At 73.5% G+C, this 15,372-nt stretch carries 14 protein-coding genes; 4 read left to right on the top strand and 10 right to left on the bottom strand.

All coding sequences use genetic code 11. The annotated features are described in order from the left end of the window. Positions 1-35: 35 nt before the first annotated feature. The 7 genes from hpaD to ACIBST_RS20710 are packed head-to-tail and all read right to left on the bottom strand — an operon-like array spanning position 36 to position 8,317. Positions 36-896 carry a 3,4-dihydroxyphenylacetate 2,3-dioxygenase gene (gene hpaD / locus ACIBST_RS20740; protein WP_397173659.1) on the bottom strand — a complete coding sequence of 287 codons (861 nt, stop codon included), beginning with the start codon at positions 894-896 and terminating at the stop codon, positions 36-38. After that, positions 896-2,332 carry an aldehyde dehydrogenase family protein gene (locus tag ACIBST_RS20735; RefSeq protein WP_397173658.1) on the bottom strand — a complete coding sequence of 479 codons (1,437 nt, stop codon included), beginning with the start codon at positions 2,330-2,332 and terminating at the stop codon, positions 896-898. The genes hpaD and ACIBST_RS20735 overlap by 1 nt, the downstream gene beginning before the upstream one ends. Then, a complete protein-coding gene (locus tag ACIBST_RS20730; RefSeq protein ID WP_397173656.1) occupies positions 2,329-3,816 on the bottom strand; it encodes a GMC family oxidoreductase in 1,488 nt (495 codons plus the stop codon). The genes ACIBST_RS20735 and ACIBST_RS20730 overlap by 4 nt, the downstream gene beginning before the upstream one ends. After that, complete coding sequence (locus ACIBST_RS20725; protein WP_397173655.1) at positions 3,803-4,489, bottom strand: ABC transporter ATP-binding protein; 687 nt, start codon at positions 4,487-4,489, stop codon at positions 3,803-3,805. The genes ACIBST_RS20730 and ACIBST_RS20725 overlap by 14 nt, the downstream gene beginning before the upstream one ends. Continuing rightward, positions 4,486-5,175 carry an ABC transporter ATP-binding protein gene (locus ACIBST_RS20720; RefSeq protein WP_397173653.1) on the bottom strand — a complete coding sequence of 230 codons (690 nt, stop codon included), beginning with the start codon at positions 5,173-5,175 and terminating at the stop codon, positions 4,486-4,488. The genes ACIBST_RS20725 and ACIBST_RS20720 overlap by 4 nt, the downstream gene beginning before the upstream one ends. Further along, positions 5,172-7,058 carry a hypothetical protein gene (locus ACIBST_RS20715; RefSeq protein WP_397173651.1) on the bottom strand — a complete coding sequence of 629 codons (1,887 nt, stop codon included), beginning with the start codon at positions 7,056-7,058 and terminating at the stop codon, positions 5,172-5,174. The genes ACIBST_RS20720 and ACIBST_RS20715 overlap by 4 nt, the downstream gene beginning before the upstream one ends. Beyond that, positions 7,058-8,317: an ABC transporter substrate-binding protein gene (locus ACIBST_RS20710; RefSeq protein WP_397173650.1), complete on the bottom strand. Its 1,260-nt coding sequence runs from the start codon at positions 8,315-8,317 to the stop codon at positions 7,058-7,060. Before ACIBST_RS20710 ends, ACIBST_RS20715 begins: the two co-directional genes overlap by 1 nt. Before the next feature lie 278 nt (positions 8,318-8,595). Between ACIBST_RS20710 and hpaE the strand changes: the two genes are divergently transcribed. Further along, positions 8,596-10,062 carry a 5-carboxymethyl-2-hydroxymuconate semialdehyde dehydrogenase gene (hpaE, locus tag ACIBST_RS20705; RefSeq protein WP_397173648.1) on the top strand — a complete coding sequence of 489 codons (1,467 nt, stop codon included), beginning with the start codon at positions 8,596-8,598 and terminating at the stop codon, positions 10,060-10,062. Positions 10,063-10,136: 74 nt separating this feature from the next. Beyond that, the gene (locus ACIBST_RS20700) at positions 10,137-11,231 is read left to right on the top strand and encodes a glycerophosphodiester phosphodiesterase (RefSeq protein WP_397173647.1); all 1,095 of its coding nucleotides are present in this window, start codon (positions 10,137-10,139) and stop codon (positions 11,229-11,231) included. Between the two features lie 99 nt (positions 11,232-11,330). On the opposite strand, the gene ACIBST_RS20695 is transcribed toward ACIBST_RS20700, so the two are convergent. Together ACIBST_RS20695 and ACIBST_RS20690 are read right to left on the bottom strand one after the other, a co-directional pair. Next, positions 11,331-12,170 carry a DUF1206 domain-containing protein gene (locus tag ACIBST_RS20695; protein WP_397173645.1) on the bottom strand — a complete coding sequence of 280 codons (840 nt, stop codon included), beginning with the start codon at positions 12,168-12,170 and terminating at the stop codon, positions 11,331-11,333. A 67-nt stretch (positions 12,171-12,237) separates the two neighbouring features. Continuing rightward, positions 12,238-13,026, bottom strand: a complete 789-nt coding sequence (locus ACIBST_RS20690) for an SDR family NAD(P)-dependent oxidoreductase (RefSeq protein ID WP_397173643.1) — start codon at positions 13,024-13,026, stop codon at positions 12,238-12,240. Positions 13,027-13,092: 66 nt separating this feature from the next. Here ACIBST_RS20690 and ACIBST_RS20685 point away from each other — a divergent pair, with 66 nt between their 5' ends. Next, the gene (locus ACIBST_RS20685; protein WP_397173642.1) at positions 13,093-13,863 is read left to right on the top strand and encodes a MoaF C-terminal domain-containing protein; all 771 of its coding nucleotides are present in this window, start codon (positions 13,093-13,095) and stop codon (positions 13,861-13,863) included. A gap of 12 nt (positions 13,864-13,875) precedes the next feature. Next, positions 13,876-14,268, top strand: a complete 393-nt coding sequence (locus tag ACIBST_RS20680) for a nuclear transport factor 2 family protein (RefSeq protein WP_397173640.1) — start codon at positions 13,876-13,878, stop codon at positions 14,266-14,268. 113 nt (positions 14,269-14,381) lie between these two features. On the opposite strand, the gene ACIBST_RS20675 is transcribed toward ACIBST_RS20680, so the two are convergent. Beyond that, a complete protein-coding gene (locus ACIBST_RS20675; protein ID WP_397173638.1) occupies positions 14,382-15,317 on the bottom strand; it encodes a TIGR03619 family F420-dependent LLM class oxidoreductase in 936 nt (311 codons plus the stop codon). Positions 15,318-15,372 lie beyond the last annotated feature (55 nt).

Raw genomic sequence — 15,372 nt, 5'->3', positions numbered from 1 at the left:
CCAGAACCTCCGTCTGTCCTATTTCACATATGATTTCAGATCTTATCGTACGCGGGCACGGGGAAGTCCACGACCACCTGCCCGGTTCCCGTCGAGCCGAAGTACGGGCACAACTGCTCCCCCCGCCCCTTGTACGACCGCCACCCCAGCAGCCCGAACAACATCGCCGTGTCCGCCATCGCCCCCTCCCCCGCGCAGCGCACGTTGTAGTCGGGCAACATGTCCAGGAACTCGCCGATGCGCCCTTCGGCCCACATGTCCAGCACGGCCATGTCGATCTTCCGGTTGAGCGGGCTGCTGACCTCGTTGAGCAGCGACTCGGCGGTCTCGTTGGAGGGGAAGGCGTGCGAGAGCGAGCCGCTGGCCAGGAAGGCGACCCGGCGATCGCTCTGCCGGATGCCGCGCAGCAGGGCCTCGCCGATGCGCCGGTTCTCGTCGATCGAGGAGTAGACGTTGCAGCCGATCGGCAACACCCGCACGGCGGAGTCCTCGTTCATGAAGTGCATCGGGACCAGCGTCGCGTACTCCAGGCCCAGGTCGCGGTAGGTGTGCACGAGCGCCTTCTGCCCGCCGGCGGTGATCTCGGCGCGGATCAGCTCGGCCAGCTCGGGGTCGCCCGGGTAGTCGTAGTCCAGGTCGTGGATGAAGTGCGGCAGCTCGTGGCTGGCGTAGGAGTCGCGGTGGCGCTCCTTGCCGTTGAGGTGGAAGCCGATGCTGTTCATCCAGTGGGTGTCGGCGATCAGGTACGTGTCCGCCCCCAGCTCCCGCGCCCGCCTGCCGACCTCGGTGAGAGCCAGCTCGGCGGGCCGGCGGATGCCGAAGTGCCGGCCCGGCTGGATCGACAGCCAGATCGACGGCACATGCGTGATCTTGGCTGCCAGGACGAGCTCTCCCATCACACCCTCCCCAGGTGCGTCCAGACGCCCTTGACCTCGGTGTAGGCGTCGATGGCGTACGGGCCCATCTCCCTCCCCCACCCGCTGGCCTTGTAGCCGCCCCACGTGGTGGCGGCGTCGGGCACATGGATCATGTTGATGAACACGGCTCCCGCCCGGATCCGGGCGGCCAGGCGGTGGGCGGTCGACAGGTCGTCGGTCCAGATGGAGGCGGCCAGGCCGTACTCCAGTCCGTTGGCGCGGCCGGCGATCTCGTCGGGGTCGTCGTAGGCCAGCACCGGGATGACGGGCCCGAACACCTCCTCGCGGGCCACGGCCATGGCGTCGGTCACCTCGGCGAACACGGTGGGGCGGTAGAAGAAGCCGGGGCCCTCGGCGCGCCTGCCGCCGGTGACGAGTTGCGCGCCATCGTACAGCGCGCTGCGGACGTGGGCGTCCACGGCCATCAGGTGGTCCTCGCTGATCAGCGGGCCGAGGTCGGTGGCCGGGTCGAGGCCGGGTCCGACCTTGAGCGCGTCGGCCGCGGCGGCCATCTTCGAGGCGAACTCGTCGACGCGCCTGCGGTCGACGTAGAAGCGCGAGTACGCGGCGCAGACCTGGCCGCTGTTGAACAGCGCGCCCTGGACGTTGCCCGCCACCGCGGCGTCGATGTCGGCGTCGGCCGCGATGATGCTCGGGGTCTTGCCGCCGAGCTCCAGCGTCAGGCGCTTGAGGTTGTCCGCGGCGGCGTGCACGAGCGAGCGGCCGACCGACGTCGAGCCGGTGAAAGAGATCTTGTCCACGCCCGCGTGACCGGCCAGCGCCGCGCCGGTCTCCGGGCCGCCGGTCAGCAGGTTGACCACGCCGGGCGGGAAGCCGGCCAGCGCCATCAGCTCCACCAGCCGGACCGTGGTCAGCGGGGTCTGCTCGGCGGGCTTGACGATCACCGTGTTGCCGCAGGCCAGAGCGGGGGCGAGCTTCCAGGCGGCGATCATCAGCGGGAAGTTCCACGGGGTGATGAGCGCGCACACGCCGACCGGCTCGCGCCGGGTGTAGTGCAGGGTGTCGGGGTACGAGACGGGCAACACCGAGCCCTGGATTTTCGTACACCATCCCGCGAAATATCGGAAATGTTCGGCAGTGCCGGGCACGGTCACGTTCCGCGCCACCGCCAGCGGCTGGCCGTTGTCCCTGGTCTCCAGCTCGGCCAGCTCGTCGGCGTGCTCCTCCACCAGGTCGGCCACCTTCCACAGCAGCCTCGCGCGGGCGGCGGCGGGCATCTCGGCCCAGGCCGGGTCGTCCAGCGCGGCCCTGGCCGCCGCCACCGCGCGGTCCACGTCGGCGGGGCCCGCCTCGGCGCACTCGGTGATCACGGTGGCCTCGGCCGGGTCCAGCGTGGCGAACGTCGCGCCGTCCGCGGCCGGACCCCAGGCGCCGCCGATGTACAGGCCGGTCATGAGCCGATCTCCTCTCGCACCATGTCCGCGCACCGCTCGCCGATCATGATGGCGGGCGCGTTCGTGTTCCCTGACGTGACGGCGGGCATCACCGAGGCGTCGGCGACGCGCAGCCCGTCGATGCCGTGGACCCTGAGCCGCTGGTCCACGACGGTTCCCATGGCGCAGGTCCCGACCTGATGGTGGTAGGTCACCAAGGTCCTCTCTATGTGCTCGGACAGTTCACGGTCACCGGGGTAGAGCTCCGGGCCCGCCCATTCCCGCAGGGCGGCGGCGTGGGCCAGCTCCCGGCACAGCTCGACGGCCGCGCGCATGCACGCGCGGTCGGCGGCCGCCGCCAGGTAGGCGGGGTCGAGGTGCAGCGGCGCGTCGGGGTCGGCCGAGGTCAGCGCCAGGTGGCCCCTGCTCTCCGGCCGGACGATCCCGGCCATGAGCGTGAAGGCGTCCGGCGGGCCGGTCATGCCCTCGTCGTACAGGGGGATGTGGAAGAACAGCGGCTGCACGTCGGGTCCGGGCAGGCCGGGACGGCTGCGCCAGAAGAGCTGGCTGTGCATCGGCTGCAGGCCGGGCATCGCGGGCGGCACGGGCCGGCGGGCGGCCACGATCACCGGGACGAGCGCGTGGTCGTGCAGGTTGCGTCCGACGCCGGGCAGGTCCTCCACCGCCTTGATGCCGTGCCGGCGCAGCCCGGCCGCGTCGCCGAGGCCGCTCAGCAGGAGCAGGCGCGGCGACTCGACGGTCCCGGCGCTGACCACGACCTGGGCCGCGGCCCCCACCTGGTGCAGGCGGCCGTCCTGGCGGTACTCCACGCCCACGCACCGCCGCCCGCGCAGCAGCAGCCGGCGGGCGCGGGCCCCGGTGCGGATCTCCAGGACCGGCCGGTCGCAGCGCGGGCGCAGGTAGGCGTCGGCCGTGCTGTGCCTGCGGCCGTGCCGGATCGTGAGCTGGCAGAACCCGGCGCCGTCGGGACGCTCGCCGTTGCAGTCGGGGTTGAAGGGCAGGCCCTGCTCCACGGCGGCGGCCACGATCGCCGCGTTGACCTGGTGCGGCGCGTAGTCGGCGATCACCCGTACCGGGCCGCCGACGCCGTGGTGGTCGCCCGGCCCGCGGTCGAAGTCCTCCAGCCGCTTGAAGTACGGCAGCACCTCGGGGTACGACCAGCCGGGCCCCCAGGCGTCGTAGTCGGCCGGCGCGCCCCTGACGAAGATCATGCCGTTGAGCGAGGACGAGCCGCCCAGCACCTTCCCGCGCGGCCAGTGCGGACGCCGCCCGCCCAGCCGCCGCTGCGGCGCCACCCGGTAGTCGTAGTCCTCGGGGCCGCCCCACAGCCGGAACACCCCCCCGGGGTCGTGGATGTCGGGGTTCACGTCGGGGCCGCCCGCCTCCAGCAGCAGCACGCGCAGCGTCTCGTCGTCGGCCAGCCGGCGGGCCACCGCGGCGCCCGCCGAGCCCGCGCCGACCACGACGACGTCAAAGGTCTCCATCGCCCGCTCCCAGATAGGCCGACCGCAGCCGGCCGCGCAGCTCGTCCGGCGTGCCGCGCAGGACGACCCGGCCCCGGTCCAGCACGTGCACGCGGGCGGCCAGCTCCAGGGCGAGCCGGGTGTACTGCTCGATGAGCAGCACCCCGGCGCCGGCCTCGGCCAGCGCGGCCAGGGCGGGGACGAGCCTGGACACCACGGCGGGGGCCAGGCCGAAGGACAGCTCGTCCACCAGCAGGTAGCGCGGCCCTCCGGTGACGGCCTGGGCCAGGGCGAGCATCTGCTGCTGGCCGCCGGACAGCGTGCCGGCCCGCCGGTCGAGCAGCCCGGCCAGCTCGGGGAAGGCGGCCAGGGCCGGTCCGGGGTCGGGCCCGGCCACGCGCAGGTTGTCGGCCACGCTCAGCGAGCGCAGCACCCGGTGGCCCTCGGGCACGGCGGCCACGCCCAGCGCCCGGACCCGTTCGGGGCGCAGCCCGGTCAGCTCGTCGCCGTCGGCGCTGACGGCGCCCGCCTCGACCGGCAGCAGCCCGGCCACGGCGAGCACGAGCGTGCTCTTGCCCGCGCCGTTCGCGCCGAGCAGCGCGGTGATCTCGCCGGGCGGCACGTCGAGCGTCACGTCGTGCAGCACCTCGCGCCCGCCCCTGCGCACGCGCAGGTCGCGCACTTCCAGGCTCACGGCGCCTCCCCCAGGTAGGCGGCGCGCACCCGCTCGTCGGCCAGCACCGCCGCGGTCGGGCCGGCGGCGACCAGCCGGCCGAAGTCCAGCACGGCCGTGGTGGCGCAGATCTCGCCGACCAGGGCCACGTCGTGCTCGATGAGCAGCACGAGCGCCCCGAACCGCTCCGGCACGGCCGTCACCACCTCGGCCAGCGAGCGCGACTCCGCCTCCGACAGCCCGGCGGCCGGCTCGTCGAGCAGCACGATCCTGGGCGTGCCGACCAGGGCGCGGGCCAGTTCGAGCCGCCGCCGTTCGGGCAGCGTCAGCTCGGCCGCCGGGCGTCCGGGGTCGCTCAGGCCGCAGAAGGCGAGCAGGCCCTCGTCCGGGCCGCCCAGGTGGTCGGCGGCCAGGCGCAGGTTGCCGGCCGCGCTCAGCTCGGCGACCACCTGCTCCTGCTGGAACGTGCGGCGCAGCCCCCACCTGGCCCGCCGGTGCGGCGCGAGCGCCAGCAGGTCGGCGCCGCCGGCCGTGACCCGCCCGCAGACCGGCCGGACGAAGCCGGACAGCACGTCGAACAGGGTGGTCTTGCCCGCGCCGTTGGGCCCGATGAGCCCGCACAGGCCGGAGTCGAAGGTCAGGGTGACGCCGTCCAGCGGGCGCACGCCGCCGAAGCGCACCCGCAGGTCCTCGATCTCCAGCCTCATGCGGGCCGCCGCAGGTCCTCTAGCTGCCCGCCGATGCCGCGCGGCGCGGTGATCAGCGCGTGCACGGTGCCCGCGCCGAAGACGACGAGCATGAGGTTGCCGTCGAGCCCGGCGGCGTCCAGGGCGGCGGGCACGACCTGGCCGACCACGCCGGACAGCACCACGCCGGTCAGCCCGTACGCGCCGCCGACCAGGACGACGGCGAACAGCAGCACCGAGTCCGAGGCCCGGAACGAGATCGGGTCCAGCCGCCCGGTGTTGGCGGCCAGCAGCGCCCCCGCGGTCCCGGTGACGAACGCCGCCAGCGCGAACGCCCACACCTTGTACCTGGTCAGGGCCACGCCGACGGCCAGCGCGCCGGCCTCGCCGCTCCTGATCGCCGCCCACGCCCGGCCCGGCCGCCCGCGCTGGTGCAGCACGACGAGGACGAGCGCGAGCAGCGCGCACAGGACGGCGAACCGGAAGAACCCGGCGTCGGAGGCGGCCATCGAGGGCCGCGGCATGGCCTGCTGCGTCCCGCTGCCCGCCACCCGGCCGAGGAGCCCGGGCCCGCCGTCGGGGAACCCGGTCGCCGAGAACGCCACCTGGAACGCCCCGCCGGCCATGAGCGTCACCAGGGCCAGGTCCACGCCGGACAGGCGCAGCGCGGGCAGCCCGTACACGATGCCGACCAGGCAGGTGATCGCCCCGGCCGCCGCCACGACCAGCGGGAACGGCCATCCGGTGGCGAACGCCAGCCGCAGCGCCACCCAGCCGCCGACGCCGAGCAGCGCCACCTGGCCGAGCGAGACCAGCCCGAGCCGGGCGTACAGCAGGGCGATGCCCGCGGCGGGGATGACGAAGATGACCGCGGAGGTGAGCACCCGCACCCAGTAGCCGTCCACGGCCAGGGGCACCAGCACCGCCAGCGCCGCCGCCCCGGCGGCCAGCCCGAGCACCAGGCGCAGCACCGAGCGGGCGTCGCCGGGCGGCAGCGGCCGGGTCCGCGCGGTCAGCGCGGGCTCGGCAGGACGCACCTCGACCGTGCCGCCGCGCCTGGCCCGCGCACCGGTGCGCTGCAGCCACAGGATCGCCGCGACGGCCACCGCGAACGGCGCCACCGACCGGTACGGCGCGGTCTGCTCCCACGCCCCGCCCAGTGCCTCGGCCAGCCCGATCGCCAGCCCGGCCGCCAGCGTGACCGGCAGCGACCTGAAGCGGCCGACCACGCCCGCCGCCAGCGAGGCGATCACCAGGAAGGTCAGGGTGCCCGCCTCCAGCCGGGTCAGCGAGCCGAGCACCAGCCCGGTCAGCCCGGCCACCGCGCCGCCCGCGGCCCAGGTGACGGTCTCGACCCGCCGGATGGGCACGCCGAGCAGCGCGCTGATCTCGCGGTCGTCGGCCAGCGCGCGCATGGCGGTGCCGAAGCCGGTGCGGCGCAGCAGCACGGCGGTCCCGGCGGTCAGCGCCACGGCCAGCGCCAGCGCGAGCGCCTGGGTGAGGGTGACCCGCGCGCCGCCCACGTCGAACCCGGCCGTGTCGGTCGGCAGGGTGAGCGTGCGCGGGTCGTCGCTCCACGTCCAGTAGCACAGGCCGAGCAGCACGAGCGCGAGGCCGAGCGTGCACACCGCCTTGACCAGCGGGTCACGGGCGGCGACGAGCGGGCCGACCAGGCCGCCGTACAGGCCGGACAGCAGCGCCGGCAGCAGCGGCGCGGCCGCCAGCGCGAGCGCGACCGGCCAGCCGTCCTGCAGGAGCTGCCAGGACAGCAGCGCGCCGGTCGCGCCGAGCGCGCCGTAGGCCAGGTTGAGCACGCCCGTGGCGCGGTAGAGCACGACGATGCCCACGCCCGACAGCGCGTAGACGGCCCCGAGGGCGAGCCCGCTGATGACGAACGGCAGCATCAGCCGGTCAGCCCCAACTGCTTCTCCTCCCGCAGCAGCGGCGCGAGGTCGGGGTCCTGGGCCGGCGTGCAGTCCTTGATCTTCGTCCAGCCGCCGCCCTTCATCGTGACGTAGCGGGTGTCGTGGTTGGCGTTGTGGCGGGCGGCGCGGCCGAAGTACCAGGGGGCGCAGAGCAGGTCGCTGCGGAAGCCCTTGACCTGCGACAGGGCCCGGCTCACCGAGGCGCGGTCGATCGTCCCGCCGGTCCTGGTCAGGGTGTCGACGAAGATCTTGGCGGCCAGGAAGCCGCCCTGGGCGAAGGAGTCGCGGGGGGCCTTGTCGTCGGCGTACTCGTCCATGACGCGGCGCCACAGCTTGTTGTCGGGGGTTCCGGCGTCGAGCATGGTGAATTCGGAGTTGGACACGAAGCCCTCCCAGTAGCCGCCGACCTGGCCGGGGAAGGCGGTGTCGTAGCAGGGCGTCAGGCAGACGAAGGTGACCTTGTCCTTGAGGCCCTGGGCCTGGGCTGCCTTGAGGATGGCGGCGTCGTCGGGGGCGGGGTCCTGGAGGATGATCGCGTCCGGGCGGCCCCGCATGGCCTCCAGGAGCACGGCGGTGGCGTCCTTGACGCCGGGGTCGTGCAAGACGTCGCCGGCCGAGGTCAGGCCCTTGGTCCGCAGGTAGGCGCGCACGCCGTCCTGGGTCCAGTCGCCGACGCCGGGCACCCGGTTGCTGATCTGGGCGACCCTTCTGGCGCCCTTGACCTCGACGGCGTACTGGGCGGCGGCCACGGCGCTGATCCTGGGGCCGGCGTTGACCGGGGCGATGCGCGGCGACTCGAAGCACGCGCGCGGCACGCCGACCGCGAGCACGTCGAACAGCCCGTTCTGCTCCCAGATCGGGCCGGAGACGCCGCAGGCGACGAAGCTGGAGCCGCCGACCAGGGCGACCAGGTCCCGGTCGCCGGCCAGCTTGGTGGCCAGGGCCGAGGCCTTCTGCGGGTTGAGGCCGTCGTCCTCGACCAGGTACTCGACCGGACGGCCGCCGATGCCGCCGCCGGCGTTGACGCAGTCGAAGTACGCCCTGGCCGCCTTGGTGGCCGAGCTGAAGTCGATGCCGCCGCTCGCGGTGACGATCGCGCCGACGGTGATCGGGGTCCCGGTGGCGGGCCTCCCCGTGCCGCAGGCCGTCTTGGCGGCGCCGCCGTCCTGGCCCGTCCCGCAGGCGGAGACCACCAGAGCGACGGCGGCCCACCACACCAGGCGTCGTGGACATCGCATACGCACCCCTCCTCGAAGCGCCGTGCGTCCTGCCCCGATGGACAAATCATGTACGACATCAGATATTTCTGTCCATAGGTTCCCCATGTATCATCGACGATGTCCTATACGATTTGACGGGGTTGCGAGGGGCCTTCCGCTGGGCCTTCCACCTGGGCAGTCATCGTGGCGGGGCGGAGGAGGAGTGCCATGAGACGGCGATCCGGCCGCACGTCCGACAGGGGATCGATCGCACCCGTGGCCGGGGGGCCGCCGTCCCAGTGCAAGGAGATCGCCCGTTGAACCTGGAGCACTACATCGACGGGGCCCACGTGCCCAGCGTGTCCGGCCAGACGTTCACCTCGCTGGAACCCGCGACCAACCGCCCCGCGCTGACCGTCGCCTCCGGGGACGCCGAGGACGTCGACCTCGCCGTGCGCGCCGCGCTCAGGGCGTTCACCGACGGGCCGTGGCCGCGGATGCCGGGCGAGCAGCGGGCGGCGGTGCTGCGCGGCATCGCGGCGGCCATCGAGGCGCGCGACGAGCGCATCGCCGAGCTGGAGTGCGGCGACACCGGCCTGCCGATCACCCAGGCCAGGGGCCAGGCGCGGCGGGCGGCGCACAACTTCCGCTTCTTCGCCGACGTCATCAGCAGCCTGGGCGAGGACGTCTACCGCGTCGGCTCGGCCCAGCTCAACTACGTCGTGCGCAAGCCGGTCGGGGTGGCCGGGCTGATCACGCCGTGGAACACGCCGTTCATGCTGGAGACCTGGAAGCTCGCGCCCGCCCTGGCGGCCGGCTGCCCGGTGGTGCTCAAACCGGCCGAGTGGTCGCCGCTGTCGGCCAGCCTGCTGCCGGAGATCATGGAGGAGGGCGGGCTGCCGACCGGCGTGTTCAACCTCGTCCACGGCATCGGCGAGCGGGCCGGGGCGGCGCTGGTGGCCCACCCCGACGTGCCGGTGATCTCCTTCACCGGCGAGACCGCCACCGGCCAGACGATCATGCGCGACGCCGCCACCGGCCTCAAGACGTTGTCGATGGAGCTGGGCGGCAAGTCGCCGCTGCTCGTCTTCGACGACGCCGACCTGGAGCGGGCGCTCGACGCGGCCGTTTTCGGCGTCTTCTCGCTCAACGGCGAGCGCTGCACCGCCAGCTCGCGGGTGCTCGTCCAGGACACCGTCTACGAGGAGTTCGTGGCCCGGCTCGCCGAGCGCGCCGCGCGGGTGCGCGTCGGGCCGCCGCACGACCTGGCGACCGAGCTGGGCGCGCTCATCCACCCCGAGCACTACGAGCGGGTCATGTCGTACGTGCGGGCCGGCGTCGAGGAGGGCGCCCGCCTGGTGGCCGGCGGCGGCCGCCCGGACGGCCTGCCCGAGGGCAACTTCCTGGCCGCCACGGTCTTCGCCGACGTGACGCCCGCGATGCGCATCTTCCAGGAGGAGATCTTCGGCCCGGTCGTCTGCGTCACCCCCTTCGCCACCGAGAAGGAGGCCCTGGCGCTGGCCAATGCCACCCGGTACGGCCTGGCCGCCTACGTGTGGACCAGCGACCTGCGCCGCGCCCACCGCCTGGCCCAGTCCGTCGAGGCCGGCATGCTCTGGATCAACTCCCAGAACATCCGCGACCTGCGCACGCCCTTCGGCGGCGTGAAGGCCAGCGGCCTGGGCAGGGAGGGCGGCCGGTACAGCATCGACGTCTACACCGAGGCGCACATCGTGCACGTCGCCACCGAGGACCTGCCGATCCCCCGCTTCGGCCTCGGTTGAACCCATCCCGCCACGTCCTTCACTGTGCGCCCGGGCGTAACGTCCGGGCCACCTCGGCGGTCTACCGTGCCCGCATGACGACGCGCAGGTTGTTCGCGAGCGTGCTGACCGCCGTCCTGGCCGGCGGTACGGTCGCTGTCGTGCTGACCCAGACGCCATCCGCCACGGCCGAGCGCCGCGGCCAGGCCCCCGTCGTGATCGGTCACCGGGGCGCCAGCGCCCACCGGCCCGAGCACACGCTGCTGTCCTACGAGGCGGCCATCGCCATGGGCGCCGACTACATCGAGCCCGACCTCGTCTCCACCAAGGACCACGTGCTGGTCGCCCGGCACGAGAACGAGATCTCCGGCACGACCGACGTGGCCGCCCACCCCGAGTTCGCCGATCGGCGCGCCACCAGGACCGTGGACGGCCGGCCGGTCACCGGCTGGTTCACCGAGGACTTCACGCTGGCCGAGCTGAAGACGCTGCGGGCCAAGGAACGCGTGCCGGACCTGCGGCCGGACAACACCGCCTTCGACGGGCTGGCCGAGATCCCGACGTTCGAGGAGGTCGTCCGGCTCGCGCAGCGGCACGGCGTCGGGGTCTACCCCGAGACCAAGCACCCGACGTACTTCGACTCGATCGGCCTGTCGCTGGAGGAGCCGCTGCTGGAGGTGCTGAACCGGTACCGCGTGCGCAAGGCGTACATCCAGTCCTTCGAGACGGCGAACCTGCGCGAGCTGCGCGGACGGACGCGGCTGCCGCTCATCCAGCTCATCACCTACGGCGGCGCGCCCTACGACTGGGTCGCCGCCGGCAGCACCCGCACCTACGACGACATGGTGACCCCCGACGGGCTGCGCGAGGTGGCCCGGTACGCCGCCGGGATCGGCGTGGACACCCGCCGGGTGGTCCCGGTGGACGCCGCGGGCGCGACGCTGCCCCCGACCACGCTGGTCCAGGACGCCCACCGCAGGCGGCTGGAGGTGCACGTGTGGACGATCCGCAACGAGAACTCCCAGCTGCCCGCCGACTACCGCAGGGGGAACCCGGCCGCCCCGGTCTTCGGGCGGGCCACCGGCGACGTCGCCGGCTGGCTGAGCAGGCTGGTCGAGCTGGGCATCGACGGCGCGTTCTGCGACGACCCGGCGATGGGCCGCGCGGTGGTCACCGGCCGTCCCTCCTGACCGGGTCCCCTCCCGGCCGCCCCTGCTGACCGGGGCGCGCACGCGAAGCGGCAGGCCCCCTTGCCGGGGACCCGCCGCCAGTGCGCCGCTCGGGACGCGTCAGGTACGGCGCCAGCGGGACTCGCCGAAGCAGTAGCCCGCGAACAGCAGCAGCCCGAGCGCCACCACCGCGAGCAGCCACGGCCCCACCGGCGTGTCGGCGAAGCGCCGCAGGGTGGCGTCGATGCCGCCCGCCTTGTCGGGGTCGAAGGTGACCGCCGCGTAGCCGACGAAGACGCCGGCGCCGCCGGTGATCACGCCGCGGGCGATGTAGCCGGCCTGGCCGAGCCGTTCCATCACCTTGCGGGCCTTGGGCGACATGCGGCCGAGGTCGAGCTCGCGCTCGAACTTCTTGGTGACGCCCTCGTGGATCCAGTAGATGCCGAGGGCGACGATGCCGAGCCCGATCAGGCCGACGATGATCTGGCCGCCGGGCAGGTCGAGCAGCTTGCTCGTCAGGTTCTGCGACTGCTTGTCGTCGGACTTGGCCTGACCGGCCAGCAGCACGCTCAGCAGGGTCACGCAGATCAGGACGTACACGCCGGTGCGGAAGGCCGACTGCGCGCGGTCACTCGCCTTGCGGTGGCTGAACAGCGCCTCCGACGCCTGCCACAGCGCCAGCCCGGCGAAGCCGACCGTCATGATCCACAGCAGCACCTGGCCGAAGGGCAGTCCGGCGATGGTGGTGATGGCTCCCGACTTGTCGGCCTGGCGGGAGCCGTCGCCGAAGGCGATCTGCAACGCCAGCACTCCGATCAGCGCGTACAGCACGCCGCGGCAGGCCAGTCCGATGCGGGCCAGCGTGGTCATCGCCGGGCTGTCGGCTGCTCTGCGGGCCGCGTTCTTGGCCTCGCGGCCCGCGTCCATGGCGTCGCGGCCCGCGCTCTGTGCGGTGCTCACCGTTCCTCCTGGGGGTTTGCGGAAGAACTCCCCTTTGCCCGGGAAACGGCGTTCTAGGCGTCGCCGATCAGTCGAAGGCGAGGGTGGGCAGGTCAACGGCGGTGGCGCCGCCGTCGGCGACGACCACGCTGCCGGTCATGACGGCGCTGTCCGGCGAGGCCAGGAACAGGCAGATCGCGGCGATCTCGTCGGCGGTGGCCGGGCGGCGCAGCGGCACGTCCTTGGTGACCAGCTCGTACGCGGCGTCGCGGGTGATGCCGTCGCGGACGACCAGCACGTCCATCTCCTCGTCGGCCATCGGCGTGCGCACCCAGCCGGGGCACAGGCAGTTGGCCCGGACGCCCTGGGGCCCGTAGTCGCGGGCGATCGAGCGGGTGAGGCCGATGAGCGCATGTTTCGTCGTGACATATCCGGACACGGCCGGGCCGGCGGCCAGGCCCGCGATCGACGACACGACCACGATCGCCCCCTTGGACCGCACCAGCGCCGGCAGCGCCTCCCGGCAGGTCACGAAGCAGGTGTTGAGGTTGGCGTCGAGGCTGAGCCGCCAGGACGCGTCGTCGGTCTCGCCGACCGGCCCGCCCCCGTGGCCGCCCGCGCTGGCCACCACCACGTCGAGCCCGCCGAAGCGGCCCAGGCACGCCTCGACCGCCGCCCGCGCCTGGCCGGTGTCGGACATGTCCGCGCAGGTCACGGCCGCCGCGTCGCCGAGGTCCGCGGCCACCTCGGCCAGCGGCCCGGGACGGCGGCCGGCCAGCATGACCGAGGCGCCCTCGGCGGCGAACCTGCGGGCGGTCGCCGCGCCGATGCCGGTGCCCGCCCCGGTGATCAGCGCGACCTTTCCCTTGAGCCTCATCGCCTACTCCTTTGCAACTGGAAGCTATATGATTTCATAGACGAATTCGTGGAGGAAGGAGCGGCCATGACCGATCGCCCTGCCGGTTGGAAGAACATGGACGATTTCGCGCCCGGGATCGCCACGAACCGCCTTCCGGCCACGTACGCGCTCGCGGGCACCGAGATCGACCTCACCTTCGACGACGGCAGCAAGACGTCGCTGGCCTTCGCCGGTCGTTACAAGGTGCACGCCGACGGCGGCCCCGCCGAGCCGTACGAGGCCGTGGCCATGCGCGAGGACCTGTTCTACGTCGGCCGCGCGCACGCCGAGCGGCCCCGCGAGTACACGGTCACCGTCCTGCACACCAGCACGGGCCGGGCGCTGCGGGTGGTCTCGGTCATCGCGCCCGAGCCGGTCCCGGGGCAGCCGCGGGTGTCGCAGACGTTCACGCCCGGCGTGATCGAGGGCCGGGAGGTCACCGGCGAGCCGCCCGCGCCGACCCGCGAGCTGATCGGCCGGCGGGCCCTGTACCGCTACAGCCCCGAGCACCTCTACGAGCACGTCTACCTCAGCTCCGAGCGTTACGCCTGGCAGTGCCTGGCCGGCGCGCAGCGCGGCCATGGCGACGTCGACCTGTCGGCCGCCTGGAAGATCGCCGACGGCCTGTACGTGTTCGCCTTCCGCGAGTTCCGCATCCCGGTCGCGGCCACCTGGCTCTACGACTGGACGGCCCTGCGCACGGTCGGCACCTTCTTCGGCCTGTCGGGCGAGGGCGAGATCCACCATTCCCCCGGCGGCGCGCACATCGAGCCGCTGGGTCAGGTCACCTATCCGGCCGGTGAGGAACCGGTCTGAGGAGAAACACAGATGAGCGACAATCTCGACGCCGTACGCGCCTCCTACGCGGCCTCGGCGGCCGGCGACGTGAACGGCATCGTGTCCCTGCTGGGCCCGGCGGCCCGGTGGACGGAGATGGCCGGCTTCCCGTACGCGGGCACGTACGTGGGGCCGCAGCAGGTGCTGTCGGAGGTGTTCGCCAAGCTGGGCAGCGAGTGGGACGGCTACCAGGCCGAGCCGGAGGAGTTCGTGGACGGCGGCGACGTGGTCGTCGTGATCGGCCACTACAGCGGCACCTACCGCGCCACCGGCAAGTCGATGAAGGCGCGCTTCACCCACGTCTGGCACCTGGAGGACGGCGTGGCCACCCGGTTCGAGCAGTTCACCGACACGGCTCTGGTCCGGGAGGCGCTCGTCCCATGATCCCGTGGGGGGGGGGGGGGGGGGGGGGGGGGGGGGCCGGGGCCGGCGGGGGCCGCCCCCCCCCCCCCCCCCCCCCGCCCCCCCGCCCCCCCCCCCCCCCCCCCCCCACGTCCTCAGCCGGTCAGCTCCCCCACGCGGCGCATGACCTCGCGGCAGAACGCGCCCACGCCGTCCGGGTCGTCGATGAACTGCGACGGCTTGATGCAGAACGTGGTGTACCCCTCGGCCATCCGGGCCGGGATGTGCTCCAGGGCGGGGCCGAGCGGCGCGCAGGAGACGGCGTCGGGGAAGACGGCCCGCGTGCCGCCGGCCAGTTCCAGCTCGCCGATGTCACGACCGGCCGCCTTCATGCCGTCGGCCAGCGCCTTCATGTCCTCGGCGGGCGGGTAGCCGAGCGGGTTGAACCCGCTGCCCCAGCGGGTCATCCGGCGCAGCAGGTGGCCGCTCATCCGCGCGCCGCCGAACCACAGCGCGGGCCCGCTCTCCCGGTACGCCTTCGGCTCGAAGTACACCTCGTCGAACCGGTAGTGCCGGCCGTGGTAGCTGACCGGCGAGTCCCGCCAGAGCAACTCCCAGATCTCCAGGTGCTCGTCGAGGAGCTCGCCGCGCCGCTCGAAGGGCACGCCGAGCGCGGCGTACTCGTCGCGGCTCCAGCTCACGGTGGGCAGCACGACGAGCCGGCCCTGCGACAGCAGGTCGAGCGTGCCGAGCTCGCGGGCCAGCGCCAGCGGGTGGCGCAGCGGGGCGAGCACCGCGGCGGCGGCCAGGCGCAGCCGGGTGGTGACCGAGGCGACGGCCGCCAGCAGGCCCAGCGAGTACGGCCACGGCGTGAACGGGTCCTGGTTGCCGGGCAGCGCGTACTCGCGGGGGTTGGCCATGCGGCCCCGGGCGCCGGCGTCGGGGCCGAGCACGATGTGTTCGCTGATCATGACCGAGTCGAACCCGGCGTCCTCGGCCTCACGCGCCCACCGGACCAGCACCGGCAGGTCGCGGGCCGAGGTCATCGTCCAGTTCTCGGACAGCACGAGTTGCATGCGCGGTTGCTTCATCTTGCATTCATACCCGAACGATCTCCATCAAGCTAGCTCTTGAACCCAATCGTTT

The sequence above is a fragment of the Nonomuraea sp. NPDC049684 genome (genome assembly GCF_044465345.1).
GTDB lineage: Bacteria > Actinomycetota > Actinomycetes > Streptosporangiales > Streptosporangiaceae > Nonomuraea.
This window is presented reverse-complemented; position numbering and strand designations above follow the sequence as displayed.